The sequence below is a fragment of the Sphingobacterium siyangense genome, assembly GCF_007830445.1.
Taxonomy (GTDB): domain Bacteria; phylum Bacteroidota; class Bacteroidia; order Sphingobacteriales; family Sphingobacteriaceae; genus Sphingobacterium; species Sphingobacterium siyangense.
Map to the genome: position 1 here is coordinate 38875 of NZ_VLKR01000029.1, position 24112 is coordinate 62986.

Annotated in this window: 23 protein-coding genes; 12 read left to right on the plus strand and 11 right to left on the minus strand. The window is 40.8% G+C overall.

Annotation, left to right across the window (positions count from 1 at the left end; genetic code table 11):
* Positions 1 to 239 precede the first annotated feature (239 nt).
* Complete coding sequence (locus tag IQ31_RS21055) at positions 240 to 1157, plus strand: hypothetical protein (RefSeq protein WP_145329896.1); 918 nt, start codon at positions 240 to 242, stop codon at positions 1155 to 1157.
* Between the two features lie 240 nt (positions 1158 to 1397).
* Here the strand turns inward: IQ31_RS21055 and IQ31_RS27405 are convergent, their stop codons facing one another.
* Positions 1398 to 1538 carry a hypothetical protein gene (locus tag IQ31_RS27405; protein WP_158638946.1) on the minus strand — a complete coding sequence of 47 codons (141 nt, stop codon included), beginning with the start codon at positions 1536 to 1538 and terminating at the stop codon, positions 1398 to 1400.
* A gap of 220 nt (positions 1539 to 1758) precedes the next feature.
* Between IQ31_RS27405 and IQ31_RS21060 the strand changes: the two genes are divergently transcribed.
* The 4 genes from IQ31_RS21060 to IQ31_RS21075 all read left to right on the plus strand — a co-directional run bounded on the left by IQ31_RS21060 (position 1759) and on the right by IQ31_RS21075 (position 4987).
* Complete coding sequence (locus tag IQ31_RS21060; RefSeq protein WP_145329898.1) at positions 1759 to 2541, plus strand: hypothetical protein; 783 nt, start codon at positions 1759 to 1761, stop codon at positions 2539 to 2541.
* A gap of 231 nt (positions 2542 to 2772) precedes the next feature.
* Positions 2773 to 3204 (plus strand): nuclear transport factor 2 family protein, encoded by a 432-nt coding sequence (locus tag IQ31_RS21065; protein ID WP_145329900.1) that lies wholly within the window; start codon positions 2773 to 2775, stop codon positions 3202 to 3204.
* Positions 3205 to 3424: 220 nt separating this feature from the next.
* A complete protein-coding gene (locus tag IQ31_RS21070; protein ID WP_208734343.1) occupies positions 3425 to 3730 on the plus strand; it encodes a hypothetical protein in 306 nt (101 codons plus the stop codon).
* 258 nt (positions 3731 to 3988) lie between these two features.
* On the plus strand, positions 3989 to 4987 hold the full coding sequence (locus tag IQ31_RS21075) for an energy transducer TonB (RefSeq protein ID WP_145329917.1): 999 nt from the start codon (positions 3989 to 3991) through the stop codon (positions 4985 to 4987).
* A 48-nt stretch (positions 4988 to 5035) separates the two neighbouring features.
* Here IQ31_RS21075 and acs read toward each other — a convergent pair whose 3' ends face one another.
* Positions 5036 to 6952: an acetate--CoA ligase gene (acs, locus tag IQ31_RS21080; RefSeq protein ID WP_145329919.1), complete on the minus strand. Its 1917-nt coding sequence runs from the start codon at positions 6950 to 6952 to the stop codon at positions 5036 to 5038.
* 184 nt (positions 6953 to 7136) lie between these two features.
* On the opposite strand from acs, the gene IQ31_RS21085 reads away from it, so the two are divergent.
* Entirely contained in the window at positions 7137 to 8015 is an 879-nt protein-coding gene (locus IQ31_RS21085) for a UbiA prenyltransferase family protein (protein WP_145329921.1), read from the plus strand.
* Positions 8016 to 8185: 170 nt separating this feature from the next.
* Here IQ31_RS21085 and IQ31_RS21090 read toward each other — a convergent pair whose 3' ends face one another.
* From IQ31_RS21090 to rsmA, 3 genes are read right to left on the minus strand one after another with little or no spacing between them, the layout of a single operon-like run.
* Positions 8186 to 9118 (minus strand): NAD(P)-dependent oxidoreductase, encoded by a 933-nt coding sequence (locus tag IQ31_RS21090; protein ID WP_070560765.1) that lies wholly within the window; start codon positions 9116 to 9118, stop codon positions 8186 to 8188.
* 59 nt (positions 9119 to 9177) lie between these two features.
* Entirely contained in the window at positions 9178 to 10362 is a 1185-nt protein-coding gene (locus IQ31_RS21095; protein WP_070560763.1) for an FAD-dependent monooxygenase, read from the minus strand.
* A gap of 1 nt (position 10363) precedes the next feature.
* Positions 10364 to 11143, minus strand: coding sequence for a 16S rRNA (adenine(1518)-N(6)/adenine(1519)-N(6))-dimethyltransferase RsmA (gene rsmA / locus IQ31_RS21100; protein ID WP_070560762.1), 780 nt, complete (start codon positions 11141 to 11143; stop codon positions 10364 to 10366).
* 81 nt (positions 11144 to 11224) lie between these two features.
* Between rsmA and pdxA the strand changes: the two genes are divergently transcribed.
* From pdxA to miaA, 4 genes are read left to right on the plus strand one after another with little or no spacing between them, the layout of a single operon-like run.
* Positions 11225 to 12280, plus strand: coding sequence for a 4-hydroxythreonine-4-phosphate dehydrogenase PdxA (gene pdxA / locus IQ31_RS21105; protein WP_070560760.1), 1056 nt, complete (start codon positions 11225 to 11227; stop codon positions 12278 to 12280).
* 55 nt (positions 12281 to 12335) lie between these two features.
* Positions 12336 to 13769 carry a CCA tRNA nucleotidyltransferase gene (locus IQ31_RS21110; protein WP_145329923.1) on the plus strand — a complete coding sequence of 478 codons (1434 nt, stop codon included), beginning with the start codon at positions 12336 to 12338 and terminating at the stop codon, positions 13767 to 13769.
* Positions 13770 to 13814: 45 nt separating this feature from the next.
* Positions 13815 to 14408: an IS1096 element passenger TnpR family protein gene (locus tag IQ31_RS21115; RefSeq protein WP_088163027.1), complete on the plus strand. Its 594-nt coding sequence runs from the start codon at positions 13815 to 13817 to the stop codon at positions 14406 to 14408.
* A 46-nt stretch (positions 14409 to 14454) separates the two neighbouring features.
* Positions 14455 to 15375, plus strand: coding sequence for a tRNA (adenosine(37)-N6)-dimethylallyltransferase MiaA (gene miaA, locus IQ31_RS21120; protein ID WP_145329925.1), 921 nt, complete (start codon positions 14455 to 14457; stop codon positions 15373 to 15375).
* A gap of 153 nt (positions 15376 to 15528) precedes the next feature.
* Here the strand turns inward: miaA and IQ31_RS21125 are convergent, their stop codons facing one another.
* A complete protein-coding gene (locus IQ31_RS21125; RefSeq protein WP_145329927.1) occupies positions 15529 to 16599 on the minus strand; it encodes a branched-chain amino acid aminotransferase in 1071 nt (356 codons plus the stop codon).
* 324 nt (positions 16600 to 16923) lie between these two features.
* On the opposite strand from IQ31_RS21125, the gene IQ31_RS27410 reads away from it, so the two are divergent.
* Positions 16924 to 17082 (plus strand): hypothetical protein, encoded by a 159-nt coding sequence (locus IQ31_RS27410; RefSeq protein ID WP_157698580.1) that lies wholly within the window; start codon positions 16924 to 16926, stop codon positions 17080 to 17082.
* Positions 17083 to 17274: 192 nt separating this feature from the next.
* Here IQ31_RS27410 and IQ31_RS21130 read toward each other — a convergent pair whose 3' ends face one another.
* From IQ31_RS21130 to recJ, 3 genes are all read right to left on the minus strand, one after another.
* Complete coding sequence (locus tag IQ31_RS21130; RefSeq protein WP_145329929.1) at positions 17275 to 18789, minus strand: GH3 auxin-responsive promoter family protein; 1515 nt, start codon at positions 18787 to 18789, stop codon at positions 17275 to 17277.
* A 22-nt stretch (positions 18790 to 18811) separates the two neighbouring features.
* Positions 18812 to 19546, minus strand: a complete 735-nt coding sequence (gene lptB / locus IQ31_RS21135; protein ID WP_028072074.1) for an LPS export ABC transporter ATP-binding protein — start codon at positions 19544 to 19546, stop codon at positions 18812 to 18814.
* Between the two features lie 155 nt (positions 19547 to 19701).
* Positions 19702 to 21402, minus strand: a complete 1701-nt coding sequence (recJ, locus tag IQ31_RS21140) for a single-stranded-DNA-specific exonuclease RecJ (protein WP_145329931.1) — start codon at positions 21400 to 21402, stop codon at positions 19702 to 19704.
* A gap of 114 nt (positions 21403 to 21516) precedes the next feature.
* On the opposite strand from recJ, the gene IQ31_RS21145 reads away from it, so the two are divergent.
* Positions 21517 to 22299 (plus strand): MBL fold metallo-hydrolase, encoded by a 783-nt coding sequence (locus IQ31_RS21145; RefSeq protein WP_145329934.1) that lies wholly within the window; start codon positions 21517 to 21519, stop codon positions 22297 to 22299.
* A gap of 48 nt (positions 22300 to 22347) precedes the next feature.
* Here the strand turns inward: IQ31_RS21145 and IQ31_RS21150 are convergent, their stop codons facing one another.
* Together IQ31_RS21150 and IQ31_RS27975 are read right to left on the minus strand one after the other, a co-directional pair.
* On the minus strand, positions 22348 to 23883 hold the full coding sequence (locus tag IQ31_RS21150) for a RagB/SusD family nutrient uptake outer membrane protein (RefSeq protein ID WP_145329936.1): 1536 nt from the start codon (positions 23881 to 23883) through the stop codon (positions 22348 to 22350).
* 13 nt (positions 23884 to 23896) lie between these two features.
* Positions 23897 to 24082 carry a hypothetical protein gene (locus IQ31_RS27975; protein WP_244294549.1) on the minus strand — a complete coding sequence of 62 codons (186 nt, stop codon included), beginning with the start codon at positions 24080 to 24082 and terminating at the stop codon, positions 23897 to 23899.
* Positions 24083 to 24112: the final 30 nt, after the last annotated feature.

Here is a 24112-nt window from a genome sequence, read left to right on the forward strand (position 1 = left end):
GCGATGTCTTTACCTTGAAAATTTATGCAAGACATCGGCTGTTTATCTCAGTGTCTGAAAGCAAAAGAAATATAAGCTTGATCTTTTTCCATATTTATTGGTTGATATTCATAATTAGCGTGTAAGAAATGATGAATCAAATTGAATAAAAATCTAAATAGTTGATTTTTTAGCATTTTTTTGATATTATAGTATATCGTGTTAATTAGCTGTTAACCATTAGCCAAACTGTATAAATTATGGAATCTGTAAAAAGTACCGAAAGCACAGATGGAGATTGGGACCTCTCGATCAATCATTGGAGATCCAGAACGATATGGATCCTTATTTTTTCTTTTTATAATGCTTCTGCCGGATATCGTATCGGTGCGGGATGGAAGATCTACAAATACTGCTTGTCCAACACAAATTTCTATGTCGATTTCCTTTGGAGTATCTTTTTTCTTTCTGTCATGGTGGAGTGGACCATGCAGACGACAGCATATTTTGATCAAAAGCAACCTTGGCGCAACGAATTTCTAAAACGTTTCTTTATTCAGATCATATTTATCTATCTGCCGACCATTTTCTATCTCGAATGTATGGACCGATTATATCTTCAAATAACGGATCGCGCTCTTTTTCGGATTCCCCAAAATATTCTTCAATTGCCATTCTCCATGGGTATATCACTGATTTATACATTGTTCTATAGTTTGGCTTCATTGTATAGAGAATATATGGCTGGAATTGGGGAAGTTGAGATTTTAATAAATGACGAAAAGCAGGGAAAGATAGCAGCTATCAAACAGAATAATTTACAGGATAATCCGGTCATAACCATACGTGATGGCAAAGATATCCGACTGATGGATTTGGACATTGTTTTAATCTGCAATAATAATGGGATGAATACGATCTATGAACGTAATCCGGCAAATCCACCTATTCAGGATAGCCATGCGTTAAAATACCTCGTCGAGAGGTTAGATACGAAGGAATATTATCAGATCACTCGCTGGGAACTGGTACACCGAAGTGTTATAAAAGGATATGAAGTAAATGGCGATAAAAACTTTAGACTGCAATTAGATTTTCCACTTGAACAGCAGCTTGTGATCAATAAAGATAAAATTGATGATTTTGCGAAATGGTTGTTGGACGAAAATGATGGGTGATTTTGAGTTTTCCACATGATGTTAATAACAATGTGGAAAACGTTTCCCCCTTTTAGTATGTAAAATCAAAATTTGTGGCTGAGCCTACCTAAGCTAACAAGTTGAGGCTTCTTCTCCAGTAAAGTTCAGCATTTTTTTGTATATTAAGTTGTACTATATTAACCCTTGACCAATGAAAATCAAATTTATACTTGTTTTATTGTCCTTCATTGTCTGCTTTTCAATAGCAGCTGCTGTATACTATTTCTTGGATGAGAAATCGTCCATTCCCGATTCTTTGTTCGTGGCGTCTATATCAAGCTCTATCGTGATTACATTATTCTCAAAGTTCAATACAGCCGCTCGACGCAAATAATTATATTTTCCTGACACCAACTCCATACCAACTTGCGATCAACTCCGTACTGTAACCACCTTGTGTGCACAGTGAGTCCACGTTGAGTCCACCTTTTAAGGGTGCTTTCACTGTACAGACATCCTGTCTGCATCTTACTTGCAATTAGAAGGTGGTTAGGAATTGGTTATAACTAATCCCCAAAAAGGTATCACTAATTTTCAAATTTATAATTGCTATTTGCTGCAGCTTTCGAAATCCTTAAAAATGAACAAGATACTTGACTTAGGGTCGTTTTGGTGGTATATTTATTGTATGGGAATAAATGATAATGGCTATATCCGTGGACTGGTTGGCCCACTGGTAAGCAGGAAGGTAGGAACAAAGAACTACATTCAAGGTAAACCACATCGTGTAAAACAAAACGTCGACACGAAGAATGCTGGTAAAGATTTTGGACAGGCAAGTCGCGCGGGCGCCGCAATTAGGCAGGCTTTTGGCTTAGTGCATCAGGAACTGCATGATGGACAAATGGGCAATCGTTTAAATCGACAGATTTATAGGGCAATGAAGACAAATATCAATGACGATAGGGGAACACTTTGCCTAAACAACTGTAAGCTCGACAGATTGGTGAATTTCCAATTCAACGAAAATTTCCATATGCAGGATGCGCTGAATATCGATCCAATGGTTAACCTAACCGAGGAGAGCAAGATCGAAATATCATTTCCAATATTTGACATTAACCGAGCATTGCTGCTGCCCAAATATTGTAATGCTATCGCCTTTAAATTCCATGCCTTTTCTTTCAATTTCAAAGAAAGGGAGTTCACTGAGATAAAAGATGAAGAATGGGAAATTGATATCGTCTATGGACAGGATCCAATTTCGGCCAAGACGATCAGCATTCCATGCAAGGAATTTGTTGGTACCCCCATCCTGGTTGGATTTACGATCATATATCTTCATAAAAATGGCCGACGGTGCAATGTGCTGAATGAAGTTGATTGTACGCCTGCAACTATTCTAGCTGCTTTCCAGTTATAAAGGTAACGTTAACCCATACCTTTGTTTTTTCCTACCGGAGCGGATATCCATTTACCGCTCCTTTACCTCCATTTACCGACTTTTTTATTCCGTTGATCTAAATGTAATAAAATGGGATGCTGCGTTGTCTTACTTTTGAATCAGAATCTTAAAGGAAATGATGCAACAAAATCAACTTCCTTGCGACAATAAGAAAAGAGATAAAAAAACTAACAATATAAATAAAGTATTATGAAAACTTTAGTAAAGACATTCGCAGCTGCAGCATTGATTACACTATCAACTTTTGCAATGGCAGCAACTGACCCTGGTAAAGCATTGAACCTTTCCACAGCCGATTTGGCCATCGATAGCTATGTGTCGGTAATGACAGAAGGTGCATCTCAGGGCGTAGAAAAATTGTTCGCATCCGAATTCAATCAAAAAGTTCAGGGAAAAGCTGCACGCACCAATAGCCGTTCGGAAGTCATTTCGTTCCTAAAAAGGCAAAAAGGTGAAAAATTGAACTGCAGTACAAGTACCGAAGTACTCGAGGAGTCTGAAAACTATATGGTGGCACGTATCACCATGAAGTTTGAGGATTTCACGAAAACAGATTTGGTGACATTGATCAATGAATCGGGAACCTGGAAGGTTGCAAGCTCCGTAAACTCGTATAAATAGAAACTGTTTAATTAAATTCATATGTTTATTTTAGCCACGTCGGGATGATGTGGCTTTTTTTGTTTCACAATCTCTTAGCGAATCTGAAATTGCTTTATTGAGGGCCGGACTTAATCGTACTTATAAGGAGCGATTTGAAATGACTACCCTTCTCTATAAAATTCAACAAACGCTTAAAAAGGCGAAAATTATTCATAAACCCTTTTATCAGAAATAGTGTATGGATATTTTTGATCAGGAAATTTTAGAGTTTTGGCAGAATTTAGAGCAATCAAATGTAGCGTACATTATGATTGGGGGGTATGCAACTAATTTGCACGGTTTTCAAAGGTTTACTGGTGATTTAGATATTTGGATAAAAGACTCATTGGATAATAGAAAACGGTTAAGGGAAGTATTCAGGCTATCTGACCTTGGTGATATTCCACAGCTGGAAACTATTCCTTTCGTAGTTGGCTGGACAGATTTTCACTTGAATAATGGGCTTCGCTTGGACATTCTGACGGATATGAAAGGTTATATATAAACCAGCTCATCGCTAATAAAAAGGCAATCAATAGACCAAAGGATCAGATCGATGTTCAGGCATTGGAAGAAATTGTCAGACTTCGAGAGGATGAAGGTGAGTAGGTTTTCTAAGTTATCAACAGTGTTATTAACACCCTGTGGAAAACTTAATGGTATGCAGCCGTGCCGGCCATAACAGAAATAAACATTATTTAACCGATTAATTTTTTAACTATCCTAGATATTTGTTATTATTACCCCTGTATTAACAATTATTATGAAGTATTATTTAGACTTTTCGACGAAACTTATTTGTTTTTTTCTATTGAACCTGTGCGGATTGAGCCTTTCTGCTCAAGTTACTTTTACCACTTACCATAGGAAAGATGGGGAGGAGACTAAGAAGCAAGACTCGGCTTATTTTTTAAGAGAAATTCATATTGATGCGTTGGGAAAGGATAAAGTTTATCAAATCGAGGAGTATTATCTGCGGAATGACTCGCTAAAGCTTAATGCGATCAGCGAGAGTGGACACCCGCCATTCAGATTTTTGGGTAAAAAATATGAATTTTATGAAAATGGTACGTTGAAGAGTCTTGAGAAGTTCAGTGATGAGAGTAAATTGATAGATTCTGCTTTTTATCTCTATCCGAATAGTAAGTTGAAGATGATTGTATTCTATCCGAGTGAAGTGAAGAAAAAGAAACTACTGATAAAGAAGCCAATCTATGTGGTGTATTATGACTCTTTGAACAATAAAAAGTTAGAAAATGGAAATGGTTTTATTCGTTTTAGTATAGATGAACAGGACGAAACTGAAGAAGGTCAGCTGGTCAATAATTTGCGCGAGGGGGAGTGGCGAGGAAAGAGGGGACCTGATTCTTTTGTCGAGCATTATAAGGAGGATAAATTGCTGTCAGGTACTAAAACAAAAGAAAACGGCACTGTCATTTCATATGACTCTACTACCTATAGAACACAGCCAGAATACCCTGGAGGTACCAAAGAAATGATGTATTTTGTGGCAAGAAATTACGAATATCCAAAACAAGCCATGATGAATGGTATAAGCGGTACTGTAGAAATAGCGTTCATTATAAATCAACAAGGGCGATTAGAAGATTTGAAAATAAAGAACGATTTGGGTTTCGGTACAGGGGCTGCTGGTATACAAGTCGTCAAAAAACTTAGAAAATGGAAACCTGGTATGCTCCGTGGTGAACCTGTAAGGGTTGGCTATACGTTGCCGATAAGGTTAAATTTGAGGGGAATATAAAAACAGTCTTCCATTTGGAAGGCTGTTTTTTTAAAGATACTTTATATACTATTTTTTCAAAGCTGCAGCGCCTTTAACGATACCCTCCACAACAGCAGGATCTTGAAGTGTCGAAGTATCACCTACATTGGCGATATCGTCTTCGGCAATCTTGCGTAAGATACGGCGCATGATTTTTCCTGAGCGTGTCTTTGGTAGGTCATCCACAAACTGGATAATGTCTGGTTTCGCAATCGGACCGATAATGCGTGAAACAGTTTCCATGATATCTTTTTTGGTTGCTTCGGCATCCGTATGGTGGTTGGCAATCACATAGGCATAGATGCCCTGGCCTTTTACTGGGTGCGGATATCCGACAATGGCCGATTCAACAACGTCAGCGTGCATATTGATGGCATTTTCCACTTCTGCTGTGCCAATGCGGTGACCTGAAACGTTCAATACATCATCTACACGGCCTGTGATTTTATAATAGCCTTCTGGACTACGGAAACACCCGTCGCCTGTAAAATACATATCCTTATACGTCGAGAAATAGGTTTGACGACATCTGTCATGATCCCCCCATGTCGTGCGTAGCATACCTGGCCAAGGGAACTTGATACATAGGTTTCCTGTGACATCATTGCCTTCGATTTCTTTCCCATTCTCATCCATCAAAGCGGGTTGAATGCCCGGCATCGGGAACATCGCATAACTTGCTTTTTCCGGTGTTACTCCCGCCAAAGAAGTGATCAAGTGGCCTCCATTCTCTGTCTGCCAATAGGTATCAACAACAGGACAATTCTTTTTACCAACTTTTTCGTTAAACCAGTTCCAGGCTTCTTCGTTGATTGGCTCTCCTACAGATCCCAAAACGCGCAAAGAGGAAAGGTCGTTCTTGTCGACAAATTCGTCACCAAAAGCCATCAATGAACGTAAGGCAGTAGGGGATGTATAGATAATATTGACCTTGAACTTATCAACAATGTCCCAATAACGGCTCGCGTCCGGGAAGGTTGGAATACCTTCAAACATTAAAGAAGTAGCTCCTTGTGATAACGGCCCATAGACGATGTAACTGTGTCCTGTAATCCAGCCAATATCTGCTGTACAGAAAAATACATCGTTTGGCTTATACTGGAACGTATTCATAAAGGTATAGCCTGTATACACCATATAACCGCCACAGGTGTGTACTACACCTTTAGGCTTACCTGTGGATCCCGATGTATAAAGGATGAATAAGTTGTCTTCCGCATCCATCTCTTCTGCTGGACATGCCGGATTTCCTTGTGTTTCTACTTTTTTGATCTCATCTTCCCACCATACGTCACGTCCTTTGATCATCGATACCGGTGTACGTGTACGTGTTAAGACAATTACTTTTTCAACAGTGTCACATTGCATTAAAGCATCGTCCACAATATTTTTTAAACCAATGGTTTTGTTGCCACGGTAACTACCATCTGAAGTAACGATCAGTTTGCATTCCGCATCGACGATACGATCCGCGATAGAACGTGCTGAAAAACCTCCAAATACCACCGAGTGGATGGCACCGATACGTGCACAGGCCAATACTGCAATAACCAATTCAGGAACCATCGGTAAGTAAATACATACCCGGTCTCCTTTTTTGATGTTATTATTTTTAAGTACGTTGGCAAATTGCTCTACCTTTTGTAGTAATTGTTTATAGGAAAGAATGCGGTGCGCTTCATTTGGATCGTTAGGTTCCCAGATGATGGCTGGTTTATCACCATTCGCATAAATATGGCGATCAAGACAGTTTTCTGTAATATTTAATTTTGCACCCTCAAACCATTTGACATTGGGTTCCTCAAAGTTCCAGCTCAGCACTTTATTCCATTTTCTCTTCCAGAAAAAATGATCTGCAATGCTCGCCCAAAACTCCTCAGGTTGTTCTACACTTCGCTTATATTCACTTTGATATTCTTCAAATGATTTTATTTGTAGGCTCATCGTTATTAGGATTATTATGAATTATTTTAATTTATATTGTTATCGTTGCGAAATCGTTTTTGATATTTCGATTTCGGTGTACAATTTAGCGGTTTTTGCCCATTTTATCAAAAAATTGATGTTTAATATAATGTTAAACTACTTTTATCTATAAGATTGTTATCTTGCATCAAGATTTACCAAGATGTCTTTTCTAAGAAAGCTATTCTATATTACAATCTATACAAATCTGCTGATCGCCATGGCGGCCATGGCACAATGCGCGCTGACTTATATCATATTTGAACGACCTATCAATTGGTATATTGTTTTAGTGGAAGGAACAGCGACTTTGTTGCTTTATAATTTTAGCCTGTGGTGGTCCAAACCGAAGAACCCAAAAGAATCAAAATTCCCGCGGACACGCTGGATCTTTAATCATGAATGGGTCATGTGGTTAAATAATGGTATCGCTTTGCTTGTGCTCGGTTATTGCTTGTGGTATATTCATGTGTACTCTTTTTTGTTTTTGGGTTTTATTGGAATCCTGAGTCTATTATACGGAATGCCCCTGTTTACCTTCCGTGACCGCAAAGTGGGCCTTAGACAGATACCCGGGGCCAAGATTTTTCATATTGCCCTGGTCTGGGTCTGCAGCAGTGTGGTGCTTCCCTATGTGGAACTGGCCAACGTCGGTGTCAAAATAGATCAGTGGGTTTTTATTGCGCTCTGCGGATTGAAGTTCATATTTTTGATTATCTGTACCCTGCCTTTTGATATTCGGGATATCCAACAGGATTCCTATTATCACCTGCGGACTTTGCCCAATATGCTGGGCGAACAAAAAGCTAAAAATCTAACTTATGGGCTGTTGGGCCTCCATTGTGTTTTGATCTTGACGGTACCTTATACGATACCTATTAAAATTGGATTGATTCTGACCAACGTGCTCATATTTGCATTGCTAAAATTGGCCGTTTTCAAAACAAAAGATCATTATCACTATGCTTATCTACTTGACGGTAGCTTGGTGCTTCAGTTTCTGATTGTTGTTGTTATCGGTATCTTTAGTGCCGGAACCTGATTTTTTATACGTTTCAAGAGCAATAGGTTACTTTAACCTCCTAAGCGTGTATGGATAGGAGGAGATTGCTAGATTGATTGCTAGATTGCTAGATTGCTAGATTGATTGATTGATTGATTGATTGATTGATTGATTGATTGGAGATTTTGGCAAATAGCTCTTTGTAAAAATTAAGATGTCAGAAAGGCGATGATCTTATCGGCAGCCACTTCCGATAATTTATAATAACTTTCGAATGTCCATCCGGCAACATGTGGAGATAAGATCACATTGTCTCTACGGATAAGATCTGCATACCAGTTCTGTTCAGCGAGTTTTGGGAACTTTTCTACGGGCAACACATCGAATGCTGCTCCGATAATGGAACCTGAATCAAGGCCGCTAAGCACTGCGGGTACTTGTACAATACCGCCTCGTGCCCCCAGTAAAAAGAAAATAGGTTTTTCAAATTTAGCCAGATAATCCACATCAATCATCCCCTTTGTTTCATCCGTTAAGGGGATATGGAAACTGATCACATCGGCTTCTTTGCAGATCTTTTCCATGTCTGCTGCTGATGCATATTGATCGGCGTAGTCGATTCGATATTTATCATAGGCAAGCACCTGTACATCAAAACCGGATAGTTTTTTTGCCATGGCCATACCATTGTGCCCATAGCCGATCAAGCCTACAGTACGTCCCTTAAGTTCGTATCCACGATTGGCTTCACGCAACCACTGGCCAGATCGTATTTGTTGGTCACCCCGATTCAGATTGTTCATTAGACTGAGCAACATACCGATCATATGTTCACCTACAGCATCCCGATTGCCTTCATTGGCCGGAATTAACAGCACATCTCTTTGCGCAGCAACTGTATCGTCGATATTGTCCATACCTGCACCAGCACGGGCGATAAAGCGGAGGTTTGGTGCCAGGTCAAAAAAAGCCTTATCTACCTGAAATTTGGAACGGATAACCATCCCCGAGTAATTGGAGATGATTTTTTCAGCTTCTTCTCGGCTGATATCCGGTTGATAATGGTAGGCAATACCCGCTTCTTCAAATTTCTCAAGCATGATTTCATGAATGTCGTCGACGATCAAAATGGTAGTTTTCATTCAGTTATTTTTTTATGTGGGACTGATCAGTGAATACTGTTGTGGTGTAGTACGATGATTTAGATCCCAGCGTCATGATTATGGTTGATCTGCATAAAATCTACAGATAATAATTTGTTTAATTGTTGTTGTTTCATGCGGTTAGGCATTATTTTCATGCCAAAATTTCGCATTCTTATCAGGAATGGATTCTCCCATTGTGCGATTTTTCCTATCCTCCAGGAAGTATTACAGATGTAATTTACCCGATCCAATCTTCTTTTTTCGAATCCTTGAAAAGCCAAACTAACGGAAGCTGCGGTCTGGAGTTCATCCACGAGAACAGCAACATCTTCAATAGCCTGACAGGCTCCCTGGCCCAAGTTGGGAGTCGTTGCATGTCCAGCGTCACCCAATAATAGGATATTGTCAAAAGCGAGTTGCTGAAGTGGTTCGATGTCAATGATGTCATTTGCAATTAGCTCGCTATCCTTTGTTTCCGAAAGAATCGTTGGAATAGGGGCATGATAATCTTTAAAATTTTCGAGGAGCTCCTTTGTTTTCCAGTTTTTTAAGACCGGATTTTGTGCCTCAGTATTGATGCATGCGTACCAATAGATGCGGTTATTGACAAGTGGGGTCATCCCAAAGCGGCCTTTGCTGCCCCAGGTTTCTGTCCCCTTACTGAGCTGTATACTGCTATTATCGATGGTGGCCCGCCAACAGGTATAGCCTGAATAGCGAGGTGCCGAACCCGGTATGAGTTGTTGTCGTAATGCTGAGTGTACGCCATCGGCAATCAAAAGGGCTTGGCCGCGTACATGGCTTCCGTCTGCGAAATAAACTTGAATATCTTCTCCCTCCCGTTCAAAGGAAACGGCACGTTTGCCGAGATGAACTTGTCCATTGGGGATTTTGGATAAGAGAAACTGATGCAGATCTGCCCGATGGATAGCGAAATTGTCCTGTTGATATTTTTGACTGATTGACCTGGTGTCTGGTTCAACAAGAATATTTCCCTTTTGATCCAAGACATTATAAGATGCAAGGTAATGCCCAATCGGAACGATTTCATCCTTCAATCCGAGATGTTCCAAAGCTTGCATGGCGTTGGCTGCGAGCCCGAATCCAGCACCTATGCCTTTGAGTTCAATGGCGCTTTCATAGACATGTGCTTCAATACCTACTTTTGCAAGCCCTATTGCAGCACATAATCCAGCGATACCTCCGCCTACGATAATAAATGTGCTGTCCGTCGAATGCATATTAAAGACTGTTTGCTATCTCGTTTGTTAAACCGACAAAATCATCTACCGTCAATCGTTCTGCGCGTAGCTCGTACAGTGGATTGTCGGACATTTTATCTTTGGGAACAACGCCCGAAAGTGAGTTACGGAGGGTTTTACGACGTTGATTGAAGCCCGCTTTAACAACACGCCAAAATAGTTTTTCATCACAATTCAATTGTTCACGGTCATTGCGCGTCATGCGGATAACGCCCGACAATACTTTTGGCGGTGGATTAAAAGCTCCTGCTTTTACAGTAAAAAGGTATTCTACTTTATAATAGGCCTGTAAAAAGACACTCAAGATACCATATTCCTTGCTGCCAGCCTTAGCTGTACAACGTTCGGCTACTTCTTTCTGGAACATACCCGTCATTTGAACGACACGTTGGCGTTCATCCAAAATTTTAAAGAGAATCTGGGAGGAGATGTTGTAAGGGAAATTGCCAATGACAGCCATTTTCTCACCAAAATACTGTGAAAAGTCAAGGTTTAGGAAATCACCGTGGATCAATCGCTTACCCAATTGGGGATATTTATCGTCCAAATAAGCAATGGATTCGTCATCCACATCGATCAAATAGGTTTCATATTCCTCTTTTTGCAAGAGAAAATCAGAAAGTACACCCATTCCTGGACCTACTTCAAGCACTTGGCTAAAACCCAATTTAGGATCCAATGCTTCCACAATCTTTTGTGCAGCATTTTTATCGTTCAAGAAATGCTGTCCTAAATGTTTTTTTGCTCTTACTGTGCTCATGTTGCAAAAGTAAAAAATAAATAAGTGAAAAGTCATTCTAAGAAAAAAATCCCTATTTTTGAATCAAAGCATTTAAATAGAATGAGCGATAAATTAAAAATCGGAATTACCGTAGGCGATATTAACGGCATTGGACTTGAAGTCATCATTAAATCTTTGGTAGATCAGCGTATGTGCGATTTCTTTACGCCAGTGGTTTACGGAAATACAAAGGTTGCTTCTTTTCACCGTAAAGCGATCGGTGTAAATGATTTTAGTTTTAACGTGATCAATGATGCTGAGCAGGCGCATTCCAAAAGAGCAAATATGATCAATTGCTGGCAGGAAGACGTCAAGATTTCGTTGGGTGAAGAAAACGAAATTGGCGGTAAATATGCCTTCCTTTCGTTGGAGAAAGCTGTTGAGGACCTGAAAGCCGGCAAAATTGATGCTTTAGTGACTGCCCCAATTAATAAGCATAATATTCAACAGGAGGGATTTCAATTTCCGGGCCATACCGAATACCTGCAGGCCAAAGTAGAGGCTGATGATGTATTGATGTTTATGGTTTGTGATGAATTGCGTATTGGTGTGGTAACAGGTCATATTCCACTGCATGAGGTTGCGGCTAATATTACCGAAGAAGCTATTCTTAAAAAGCTAGCCCTGATGAATGACTCGTTGAAGAAAGATTTTTGGATTGAAAAGCCTAAGATCGCAGTTTTGGGACTAAATCCACATGCTGGCGATCATGGGATTATTGGCACCGAAGATGATCAGATCATTAGACCTACCGTAGAAAAAGCAAACGAACAGGGGATCTTCTGCTTTGGTCCATATCCTGCCGATGGATTCTTCGCAAAAGGTGCTTATGAGAAATTCGATGCGGTACTCGCGATGTACCATGACCAGGGGTTAATCCCTTTTAAGCATATTGCCAAAGGTGCCGGTGTAAACTTTACAGCCGGTTTACCTATCGTACGTACTTCGCCAGATCATGGTACAGGCTATGATATTGCTGGAAAAAACTTAGCTTCTGAAAGCTCTTTTGTAGAGGCAATTTTCTCGGCTTTACATATTGTAAAACGCCGTCGTGAACAAGCCGAATTACTTAAAAATCCACTTGCTTTCCGTAAGTTGTCCAAAGATAGGGATTAGGGAAAAAAATTGTTACTTTTGCAAACTGTTTGGTTTTTTACCTGCTGTTTTGACTATGTACGATAATTTACAACATCCAATCTTTTCAATCATTAAGGAACTCGCCGAGATAACAAATACAGAATGTTATGTCATTGGGGGGTATGTTCGCGACTATATTATGAAGCGGCCTTTTAAGAATGATGTGGATATTGTTGTCGTCGGCAGCGGCATTGAATTTGCGACTTTATTGGGTGATAGGCTACATACTAAAGTTGCTGTCTACAAGAATTTTGGTACAGCAATGTTGGTTTATGAAGGACTCAATGTGGAGTTTGTCGGTGCCCGAAGGGAATCTTATCGTGCCAATTCACGTAAGCCTATTGTGGAAGACGGTACCTTATCCGATGATCAAAATCGACGTGATTTTACGATCAACGCGATGGCGTTTTCTTTGAATAAAGCGGATTATGGTACTTTAGTGGATCCATTTGACGGCGTGCAGGATCTTGAACAGCGCGTTATTCGAACACCGTTGGATCCGATAGAAACGTTTTCCGATGATCCACTGCGTATGATGCGGGCTATCCGTTTTGCGACACAGCTAAATTTTAAAATCACGATTGATGCGATCAAAGCGATTAGCGATACCAAAGAGCGAATAAAGATTATCTCGAAAGAACGTATTATCGATGAAATCAATAAGATTATTCTCTCACCTAAGCCGTCAGTCGGTTTTAAATATCTTTTTGATACCGGTCTCCTGGAATTGATATTTCCGGCCATGTATAATTTACACGGAGTTGATGTCATTGATGGCAAAGGCCATAAAGATAATTTCTACCATACGTTGGAAGTGCTGGATAATGTATGTGAATTGTCTGAAGACCTCTGGTTACGTTGGGCAGCGATTATGCATGATATTGCTAAACCGGCAACAAAACGTTTCGATAAAAAGCTCGGCTGGACGTTTCATGGCCACGAAGATCGTGGTGCACGTATGGTACCAAAGCTTTTTGCTGAATTGAAGCTGCCGCTCCATGAGAAAATGAAATTTGTTCAGAAGCTGGTACAATTGCATCTTCGGCCTATTGTCTTGGCGCAGGATATCGTAACGGATTCTGCTGTACGTCGTCTCTTGTTTGAGGCGGGGGATGATATTGAAGCCCTTATGATGCTATGCCATGCGGATGTGACCACAAAAAATGAGTTTAAAAAGAAAAAATATCGTCAGAATTTTGAACTTGTCAAACAAAAATTGAAGGATGTCGAAGAGCGGGACAAGGTTCGAAACTGGCAGCCGCCGATCAGTGGAGAGGATATCATGATCCTATTTGGCTTAGCACCAGGGCGTACTGTAGGCCAGCTGAAAAATTTGATTCGTGAGGCTATTCTGGAGGGCGATATTCCAAATTCCAGAGTAGAAGCTTATCAATTCTTGGTGAAAAAAGCAGGGGAAATGAACCTGACGATCAAACAAGAAATCCCATTGGAAATTTCCAATTCTTAAAATATAGTATTAATTTTAGAGGGTTAAAAGAAGAAAATAGCAGAGATGGCAATTTATAGATTTAGAGTTACTTTTGAGGATTATGAAGATGTATATCGTGAGATCGACATGCCTTCTAAAAGTACATTTATAGACCTGCATGAGGAAATCCATAAATCAACAGGTTATGCTGCGGATGCATCTTCCTCGTTCTATGTGAGCAATGATCAGTGGAAAAAGGGAACGGAGATTGCATTCAAGCCTACACAACGTAAAAAAGATGCTGAGGTATTGTTGATGGAGAATATCCGTTTAAGTAAGTTTATTGATGATCCACATCAGAAATTTTACTACGTTTACAATTTTGATCGTCCTTATGATTTCCAGGTTGAATTGATCAAGATCTTGAAGGAAGAGGATGGAAAAGACTATCCGGCGCTGTTTAAGTCTATGGGTCAGGTTCCCAAAACTATGACTGCGGCTAATTTCCCCGTGTCTGATGCGGTTGAAGAGGACGATTATGTGGAGGAAGACGATACGCAATATGGCGTCGATGATGAAGACGAATTGGATGGCTTCGACAGCGATGGTGACGATGAGGAAGAGGGCGAAGAAGGTGAAGAGCGTGAAGAATCCAACGGCTACGAAGACGAATATTAATTAACAAGACTTTACAGGTTTTTTTCAGCCTGTGAAGTGCTATATTATGGCAAATAAAAAAACATTGATAGCCATTGTGGGGCCAACTGCTGTTGGTAAGACCACAATGGCTATTTCATTGGCGCAATATTTTAAAACAGCGATAATTTCTGCTGATTCTCGTCAGTTCTATCGGGAAATGTCTATTGGTACAGCTAAACCAGATCCAGCGGAACTTGCTGCTGCTCCTCATTATTTCATTGATTCACACTCCATCACGCAGGATTATTCTGCAGGCGATTTTGAACGTGAGGCCTTACTGAAACTAGAAGAACTATTTCAATTGCATGATGTCGTAATTATGGTAGGTGGATCGGGCCTGTTTGTTCGGGCCCTGTGCGAAGGATTGGATGATCTGCCCAAGGCGGGGGATGAAGTGCGCGAGCGACTTAATCATGAACTTGCAGTATTGGGATTGGAGGTCTTAAAAGATCGATTGAAAAGTATTGACCCTGCATATTTTGAAACGGCAGACATCGATAATCCGCAACGTGTCGTACGGGCGCTTGAAGTTTTTGAGGCGACTGGTAAACCGATGTCATTTTACCATAAGAAAGATGTCGAGAAAAGACCTTTTGATATCCTTACCATTGGCTTGAATATGGATCGGGCGAACTTGTATGAAAGGATCAATTTACGTGTAGATTTGATGATGAAAAATGGCTTACTGGACGAAGTGAAAGCTTTACTTCCTTTCAGAACGAAGCCTGCATTGCTCACTGTTGGCTACGCTGAGTTGTTTGATTATCTCGATGGCAAGCAGTCTTTGACGGAAGCGACCGAGAAAATCAAACAAAATTCGAGACGTTATGCCAAGCGACAGATTACATGGTTTAAAAAATATGGCAATACGCATTGGTTTCAGTCCCAGGAGACAGCTACTATAATTGATTTTATTCAAAAGGAGCTGACAGGAGAGCATTCCTAAGGATCTAGCAGTAGACACTAGACGTTATCCGCAAAGGTTCAAACGAGGTTTATAGACCGCTTTTCAAGGTGTGCATAACGTGCATAACGTATATAGACCATAAAAAAAGCCTTTGTTATTAATAACAAAGGCTTTTCTATTTCATTTTGGAAACTACTTTACTAAATAGTTCCATCCGAATGGATCTTCTACTTTGCCATAGCGCAAGTCGTTGAGGTAATTCAAAACACGATTTGAAAACTCGCGGCCCTCTACTGGTGGCAAGTGGTAATCTTCTCCTTCAAAACCGATACGGCTGATATCCGTAATTGTGGCTGCAGTACCAGCTGCGAAAGCTTCAGTTACTGTACCGGCTTTAATACCGTCAATTAGTTCTTGAATAGATACCTTTCTCTGCTCGGCTTTATAACCCCATTTCTCGGCCAATTCCATAATTGTACGTCGTGTTACACCGTGTAAGATTGTATCACCATGTGGTGTAATAATCGTATCTCCAATGCGGAAAATAAGGTTTGCCGTACCTGCTTCTTCAATATATTTATGTTCAGAAGCATCTGTCCACATAATTTGGTCATAACCTTCATCATTGGCCAATTGTGTAGGGTAAAGCGATAATGCATAGTTACCTGCATTTTTAGAAAAGCCAACACCACCTTCTGCTGCACGCGTATAGTAGGTCTCAACTTTTAAGCTGATTGCTTTGCTGTAATATGCGCCTACAGGGCCAGTGATAATGATAAATTTGTATGACTTTGAAGGGTGTACACCTAATGCTGCTTCTGTTGCGAACATAAAAGGACGGATGTACAATGATGAACCTTCTTTTGCCGGGATCCAGTTACGATCGATGTCCAATAGTTTGCTTAGGCCATCCATAAAAATCTCCTCAGGTACCTCCGGCATTTGAAGCCGTGCGGCAGATTTGTTGAATCTTTCCCAGTTTCTGTCCGGACGGAAGATACTCACTGCTCCATCTGCAAATTTATAAGCTTTGATTCCTTCAAAGATCGCTTGACCATAATGTAAAGCGGACATCGAAGGACTAATACTGATATCTCCATAAGGGACGATGCTGACATCTTTCCATTCACCGTCATCATAGTTTGCGACCAGCATGTGGTCGGATAAAATCTTTCCGAATTTTAGATTGTCGAAATCTACTTGCGAGAGTCTTGAATTTTGAGTTGGCTCTACGCGAATTGAATAGTTCTCTGTCGCGTTCATCTTATTTTTTAATTACTTAGGCTAAGTTAGGAAAAAAATGAAATATAAGTTGCACGTGTATCCGGATAATTTACCCGCGTTGATATGCCTTTTATTTCGGACAGTTGTTCCCTATTTTACTACACTTTTTTTGAAATGGAAGAATTTTACTTCATATTTCTCGACTATACTGTATTAATAATTAAATGTGTTAAGTATTTATTAATTAATACCGTGATTCCATATTATGGCATAAAGTTTGGCCATAAAGAATGCGGTCCTATAGATGGGCTTTTTGGTCCGCAGTAACGCTATAAAATCACTTATCATAAAAATAAACTTAGTATGGAATTGACTCACAGTCTTAACAAAAGTAGTGAAGTAACATCAGGCGACAATCGCTCAGTGTTACAGGGTGAAGTTGAAGTTCAGAAGAAAGGTATTTCTATGAATTTTATCCTTGGTTTTTTTGTTTTTTTATATAAAACGGCAATTAAACCTTAACAAACCTCCATTAAAGTCTAAGCTTTCTTGAGCTTACCAATTAGACGAACGCACAGCGGTTCTTTAAAACAACAAAATTCAGCAATACGAGATTAGCCAAAATAAGGGAATCCAAAAAATTTTGGCTAATCTCCAGCCGGAGACCCCCTATTATTCGGTCAATGTGCGGAATATTTTAGTCTGTATGCCGTATTATTCGGCTAGTATTTTCAACAGCGGGTCGAGATATTCGCGACTATTGCTCAATCTTGGAACCTTATTTTGTCCACCTAGCTTACCTCTTGATTTCATCCATTTATAGAACGTATCTTCGGGCGCATTGTGTACAATAGGTGGTCGTAGGGCCATATTCTTAAAACGTTTGGCGTCATAATCCGAATTGATTTCACGGAGTTTAGCATCCAATATTTCACAAAAACGCCTAAAATCATTGGGTTGTTGTTCAAATTCGATCACCCATTCATGTGCTCCGGCTTCGGAATCTTTAAAATAGACAGGTCCAGCGGTATAATCTTTTATACGTGCCTGTGTCAACTTGCTCGCTTCGGCCAGGGCCTGTTCGGCGTTGTCAACAATAACCTCTTCGCCAAAGGTGTTAATGTATTGTTTGGTACGTCCGGAGATCTGAAAACGATAAGGGGATAATGATGTAAACTTGATGGTATCTCCGATTTTATAACGCCACAAACCAGCATTCGTTGAAATGATCAATGCATAGTTTTTGCCAAGCTCCACCTGATCCAAACGTAAGGTTGACGGATTTTCTTCGTGCATTCGCTCAGTAGGTAAGAATTCGTAATAAATACCATAATCTAGCATAAGCAGAAGATCTTCCGAATCCGATTGATCTTGTAAACCAAAATATCCTTCTGAGGCATTATAATTCTCTAGATAATACATGTTGTCAGAAGGGATCAATTTTTGGAATTGCTCGCGATAAGGTTTGAAGCTCACTCCGCCATGCCCATAAAACTCTAGATTTGGCCATACCTCCAAGAGGTTGTCTTTGCCTGTAATCTCAAGAATACGCTTGGCCATAACAATATTCCATGTCGGTACGCCAGCTAGGCTCGTTACGTTTTCTTTGAGTGTAATTTGGGCAATCTGCTCAATTTTCTCTTCAAAGTTTGGGTTTAAAGTAACCTCCATATTGGGCGTTCGCTTAAATTCTGCCCAGAAAGGAAGGTTACGGATGAGGATTGATGAAAGATCGCCGTAGTAGGAATCCGGACTGAAATTGTTGATTTGTGAAGAACCACCAATAACAACAGATTTTCCCGTAAATACGCGGTTTTCGGGTCTATTATGACAATAGATTGTAAGCATATCTTTACCGCCCTGGAAGTGACACTCTTCGAGTGCTTCCTCACTAACGGGAATAAATTTGCTACGGTCAGATGTGGTGCCTGAGGACTTGGCAAACCATTTGATATCAGAAGGCCACAAGATATTCTGTTCGCCTTTTATCATGCGATCAACGTAGCCCTTAATATCATCATAGTCCTGTATAGGGACACGTTCTTTGAAGATTTCGGGCGTTAATATACTTGTATAATCGTATTTTTTTCCCCATTCAGTAGCTTCAGCAGTGGCAATTAAACTCTGAAACCATTCTTCTTGTACATCGTGTGGGTATTTCATGAAAAGTTCAATCTGGTGAATTCTTTTTTTCATGAACCAAGTAAAAATGGAGTTTAATAAGGCCATAGGGGGAGAGATTCTTTAATCTTTAAAATTTTTTCCTTCTTAATTCAAAATGTCTACCGAGATAAAATTTACGGGCAAGCTCATTATCTGCAATTTCCTCAGGTGTACCCGTCAGCATAATCTTTCCTTCGGTCAGGAGGTAGGCCCTGTCCGTAATAGATAGGGTTTCCTGTACGTTGTGGTCGGTAATTAAGATGCCGATATTACGGGTTTTGAGCTTGGCTACGATCGTCTGAATTTCTTCTACGGCGATTGGGTCAACCCCTGCAAAAGGTTCATCCAAAAGTATAAAAGATGGGTTTGCAGCTAATGCTCGCGCAATTTCGGTACGTCGACGCTCACCACCGGATAACAAATCACCCCTGTTTTTGCGGACACGGTGTAGGCTGAATTCTGTGAGTAGTTCTTCCAGTTTTGCCAAACGTTCTTCTTTATTTGGATAGTGGATTTCTAATACAGCCAGGATGTTGTTTTCTACGGAGAGCTTCCGAAAGACCGATGCTTCCTGAGCGAGGTAACCTATCCCACGTTGGGCACGTTGGTACATCGCATCCTGCGTAATCTCCTGATCGTCGAGGAATACTTTGCCTTCATTGGGCTTGATCAGACCAACAATCATATAGAATGAGGTCGTTTTTCCTGCCCCATTGGGGCCCAATAACCCGACAATCTCTCCTTGTTCCACATGGAAGGAAACATTGTTGACAACGGTGCGCTGCTTATATTTTTTTATGAGATGTTCTGCCTTTAAAATCATCTTCGTGGAGTGTCTTGTGTTATATGTATCTGTTCAATAGGACTACTTAAGAACCCTCACCGTTCTTTCATGCCTGGTATCTAATCCAGTATGAGGGTTTTATGCCTGACCAAATCTTGTGTAAATATATTTAATATCTTCTTACTATTGCAATACTAATACTTAATCCCTTTGATGTTGAGCTGTAAGTTTCTTTTGTTGCGCCACACATTCTCTTCAATGCTGTAACAGATGTCGAAACTTTGTCTAGAATTGATATGTGTGATATGTTCTGCCAGTCCAAAACCGATACACTCAAATGAAGGCGAGTCTTCTTGAACAACGGTCATCTTGAGGTGATTGGTGCCTACAATAAAAGCTTGTCCTACTGCATTTACCTTTTTACTGAGGAAAATAGGAGATTCATTTTGGGGCCCGAAAGGTTCAAACTGCTGGAGAATACGGAAGAACTTAGCATCGATATCTTTCAATGCCAACTTTGCATCGATCAAAATTTCTTGGGTCAGCATTTCAGGACTGATACGTCGCGATACCACTTCCTCAAAACGATCCTGGAATAGCGTGACATTATCTAAGGACATCGTTAATCCGGCAGCATATTTATGACCACCAAATTGCTCCAACAAGTCAGCGCATTCGCTTAAGGCTTCATACAAGTCAAAACCCAGTACCGAACGGCAGGAACCTGCAATATGACCATTTGTTTCGGTCAATATAATCGTCGGACGGTAATATTTTTCGGTCAGACGGGAAGCGACAATACCAATGACACCTTTGTGCCAGTCGGCTTTATACAATACCGTGGATTTTCGGCTTTTAAGAAGAACATTATCCTCAATCAGTGCAAGCGCTTCTTCTGTTATTTTGAGATCAAAGTCTTTCCGTACATTGTTTTGATCGTCTATGCTAGAACTGAAGTCTTTGGCTTCTTGTAGCGATTTGGAGATCAAAAGTTTGACGGCGTCCTTAGCATGGTCTATTCTGCCCGCTGCATTAATGCGGGGGCCGATCTGGAACACGATGTCGTTCACTGTAAAGATCTTCGTTCGATTATTGGATAAATCAATCAGTGCCTTTAGTCCGACGCAGGGATTCGTATTGAGTTTAATGAGACCAAAGTGGCTAAGTATTCTATTTTCGCCGGTAATAGGAACAATGTCCGAAGCAATACTCACGGCCACAAGATCCAAAAACTGATAACAGGCATTGATATCCATGCCATTGGTGAGTATAAAAGCCTGAATAATCTTAAAGCCTATTCCACAACCTGAAAGTTCTTTGTAAGGGTATTCACAGTCTGCACGCTTGGGATCTAACACGGCGTAGGCTTTGGGAAGTTCCTCACCGGGAAGGTGGTGGTCGCCAATGATAAAATCAATTCCTTTGCTATTTGCGTAATCTATTTTATCGATTGCCTTGATACCGCAGTCCAATGCAATAATTAAGCTGAAACCATTTGCTGCGGCATAGTCAATACCCTGTGTGGAGATTCCATAGCCTTCGGCATAGCGGTCTGGAATATAAAACTCCAGCTGGCTATGAAATTCCCTGAAAAAACTATAAACAACGGCAACAGCTGTTGTACCGTCTACGTCATAGTCTCCATAGATGAGTATTTTTTCTTTGTTGCCAATGGCTTGGATGATCCGGGTGATGGCTTTTTCCATGTCCCGCATCAAAAATGGATCGTGCAAATCCGATAATTGAGGCCTAAAAAACTGCTTTGATTCGTCAAAAGTCTCCACTCCTCTGCTCACGAGCAACTCTGCCAAGACAGTGTTGATGTTTAATTCCTCGCGCAGTTTGTTGGTTATTTTGACATCAGTTTTAGATTTTAGTACCCACCTTTTTTGCATATCTTTGCACAATATTTTAAGTGTAAATATACGTTTTAAGGCTGGACTTACCTAATTCCTAAACCCGGTATTGATCCGCTGTTGCTTAACGTGCATATTCCCAATGTTTTAAATATGGTGCAGGCTTATTCTTTATATGAAGGTTCTTTTTCCGTAGACAAGAGTAGAAAATTTATTCCCTTTGACCCACTTCTAGACGACCCTAAGGACCGACCGGGGGCGATGTTTATCCATGTCCATCCCTTCTTGATCCAAACTAATTCCGGGCTTGTTCTCTGTGATACCGGCCTTGGCTATACGGATGACAGTGCTGTGCTACAGCTGCATCATAATATCCGTAAGACTGGCTTTAGACCCGAAGATGTAAAATATGTACTGATGTCCCATCTTCATAAGGATCATGCCGGGGGGATGGTCACATTTGAAAACGGAACAGGACGTATCGCATTTCCTGAAGCCGAATATATTGTTCAGCGTGGCGAATGGGAAGACGCCTATTCAGGCATCTCCAGTTCATACAGGACCGAGATTTTTGATGTGATTCAACGCAGTGGAAATTTGGTACTGGTGGAAGGTGAAGGAAAAATAAATGATGAAATCAGCTATGCGCTCAATGGTGGACATACCGCGCATCATCAGGCATTTCATATTCAAACGGATGATCAGCACTATTTCTTTGGCGGAGATGTATTACCTGAGCCTGAAGAAATTTTCCATAATTATGTCGCCAAATATGATGTCGATGGTCGGCGCTCCAAAGCCTTGCGTCAGGAGTATTGGGCAGAAGGCGCGCCAGCGGGCTGGATTTTTTTGTTTTATCATTCTAAAAATATAACCATTGGCCGTAGTCAGATCCGGGAAGATGGAACCTATAAGCTAGTTGACGCAAAGTCATAAAGGAAAAACCTCCATGACCTTTTGGGAACATGGAGGTTTTTGGAAGGTTTAGTATCCCGGATTTTGTGGGAAGGCTGCACCAGTGTTACTGTCGATAACCTCTTGTGGAATAGGCCAAAGAATAAATTCTTTTTTCACCACATTTTTCGATTGTGTGTTTAACGTTTGCACGCGGCGTAAAAAGACATCCTCACCGAAACGGGCAAGGGTCATGCGACGCATTTCCTCACCAATAAGCTCGCGGGCGCGTTCGTCGAGAATCAGATCCGCATTGATCGCTGCGGCATCGATTAATGACGCTTTTGCACGGGCACGGACAGCATTGATGGCATCCTTAGCTTGTGCCGGTTTATTGGCACGCCAGTATGCTTCAGCCAATAGCAGGTAAGTTTCGGCCAAACGTACTTTCACACGGTCCTTCATATTTCCTTCAAATGCAGGGTCAACAGCTGTCTTTCTGTAGAAAAATTTGGTTGTTGTCGGGAACACGTTGCCTGATTCTTTGATCGCGTCAGTAAGTACGATCTTCTTGCCATAAAGTTCAGGTACGGAAGGATCGTTATAATACCAATCGCGTTTGATATTGAAAGAAGAATTTCTGACATCCTGTTTTTCATAACTATCCAGCCACCATTGGTAAGGGCGTACGTGCCCAAGACCTCTTCCTCCAAGTGAGTCGGCCAAGGCAAATCCTTTTTGTTGTGAATAGAAAGGAACCCACGCGCGTTTGCTCCAATCGGTGTAGCGGTCGCCACCTCCTTGTGTATTGTATTCCAATTGGATGGCCCAGATGGTTTCTTGATTGCCGGAACCGCGATTTTGATTGTTTTCGATAAACATATCGTGGAAATAATCCCCGGGTTTATCTTTTTCGGCACCAAAACGTTGATTGTTCAATTTAAAGTAACCACTTTGAATAACTTTGTTGGCAGCTTCTGCAGCTAAATCAGGCTGTCCAGCTTCGATATATGCTTCTGCCAGGTAGTGTAAAGCAGCCCATTTCGTCAATTTCCCTTCCTGAATTGTTCCTGGATTGTCGGGTAGGTTTTCACTTGCATACTTAAGGTCTTCAATCATGTGCGTCAAGATTTCAGCTTTCGGTGTACGCGTGAAATCACGACGGGGTGTTTCGGATACTTTGTCCACCCAAGGCACATCGCCGTACAGGTTGACTAAGTAGCGATAACTGTAGGCACGGAAGAAACGAGCCGTTGCTTCCACACGTTTTGGATCGTTGTCCTTGTCTGTCCAGCTCGAAGCAGGAGTTAGCGTATAATTGCTGAATGGAGCCAATGTAGCGTCTGTACCTGTGGTTTTGATAGCAACGATATCTGTTCCGACCTGTAACGCCTCCTGTGGAGTTGCTCCTTGGGAAAAGATACTACCGTTCCAGGTCAGGAATTCCATGCGGGCATAAGAGTATAAACCATTTAGTCCAGCTTCGAAGCCTTTCGTATTGATATAGGTATTATCAGGTGACTGAAAGCTGCTGGTGTCTTCATTTAAGAAGTTCTTGCTGCAGCCTGTAAAAAGTAAGCTTAGGCCAGCTAGCATTGTATATAAAGTTGTATTTCTTTTCTTCATGATCTTGATGTGTTTAGAATTGGACATTTATTCCCAATGAGAATGTTCTCGCAACAGGATAAGGACTGGCAATATTTGTCGTTGTTGGATTACCTGTGGTCGAACTTACGCTCAATGCCTCTACGTTGTAACCTTTGATTTTGGAGAATGTATAGAGGTTACGGGCGTTAATAAATGCTTTAATGGAAGAGAGATTCAATCTTTTTAGAAAATCGCTATCAAAGGTATA

Coding starts and splice junctions, on each gene's coding strand:
- IQ31_RS21085 (WP_145329921.1), top strand. CDS start 7,137: ATGTCTTTTCTAAGAAAGCTATTCTATATTACAATCTATACAAATCTG.
- IQ31_RS21090 (WP_070560765.1), bottom strand. CDS start 9,118: ATGAAAACTACCATTTTGATCGTCGACGACATTCATGAAATCATGCTT.
- pdxA (WP_070560760.1), top strand. CDS start 11,225: ATGAGCGATAAATTAAAAATCGGAATTACCGTAGGCGATATTAACGGC.
- IQ31_RS21130 (WP_145329929.1), bottom strand. CDS start 18,789: ATGGCCTTATTAAACTCCATTTTTACTTGGTTCATGAAAAAAAGAATT.
- IQ31_RS21150 (WP_145329936.1), bottom strand. CDS start 23,883: ATGAAGAAAAGAAATACAACTTTATATACAATGCTAGCTGGCCTAAGC.
- IQ31_RS21060 (WP_145329898.1), top strand. CDS start 1,759: ATGAACAAGATACTTGACTTAGGGTCGTTTTGGTGGTATATTTATTGT.
- lptB (WP_028072074.1), bottom strand. CDS start 19,546: ATGATTTTAAAGGCAGAACATCTCATAAAAAAATATAAGCAGCGCACC.
- IQ31_RS27405 (WP_158638946.1), bottom strand. CDS start 1,538: ATGGAGTTGGTGTCAGGAAAATATAATTATTTGCGTCGAGCGGCTGTA.
- IQ31_RS21055 (WP_145329896.1), top strand. CDS start 240: ATGGAATCTGTAAAAAGTACCGAAAGCACAGATGGAGATTGGGACCTC.
- IQ31_RS21070 (WP_208734343.1), top strand. CDS start 3,425: ATGGATATTTTTGATCAGGAAATTTTAGAGTTTTGGCAGAATTTAGAG.
- IQ31_RS21065 (WP_145329900.1), top strand. CDS start 2,773: ATGAAAACTTTAGTAAAGACATTCGCAGCTGCAGCATTGATTACACTA.
- IQ31_RS21110 (WP_145329923.1), top strand. CDS start 12,336: ATGTACGATAATTTACAACATCCAATCTTTTCAATCATTAAGGAACTC.
- IQ31_RS21075 (WP_145329917.1), top strand. CDS start 3,989: ATGAAGTATTATTTAGACTTTTCGACGAAACTTATTTGTTTTTTTCTA.
- IQ31_RS21095 (WP_070560763.1), bottom strand. CDS start 10,362: ATGCATTCGACGGACAGCACATTTATTATCGTAGGCGGAGGTATCGCT.
- IQ31_RS21115 (WP_088163027.1), top strand. CDS start 13,815: ATGGCAATTTATAGATTTAGAGTTACTTTTGAGGATTATGAAGATGTA.
- recJ (WP_145329931.1), bottom strand. CDS start 21,402: ATGCAAAAAAGGTGGGTACTAAAATCTAAAACTGATGTCAAAATAACC.
- IQ31_RS21125 (WP_145329927.1), bottom strand. CDS start 16,599: ATGAACGCGACAGAGAACTATTCAATTCGCGTAGAGCCAACTCAAAAT.
- IQ31_RS21145 (WP_145329934.1), top strand. CDS start 21,517: ATGGTGCAGGCTTATTCTTTATATGAAGGTTCTTTTTCCGTAGACAAG.
- rsmA (WP_070560762.1), bottom strand. CDS start 11,143: ATGAGCACAGTAAGAGCAAAAAAACATTTAGGACAGCATTTCTTGAAC.
- IQ31_RS27410 (WP_157698580.1), top strand. CDS start 16,924: ATGGAATTGACTCACAGTCTTAACAAAAGTAGTGAAGTAACATCAGGC.
- miaA (WP_145329925.1), top strand. CDS start 14,455: ATGGCAAATAAAAAAACATTGATAGCCATTGTGGGGCCAACTGCTGTT.
- acs (WP_145329919.1), bottom strand. CDS start 6,952: ATGAGCCTACAAATAAAATCATTTGAAGAATATCAAAGTGAATATAAG.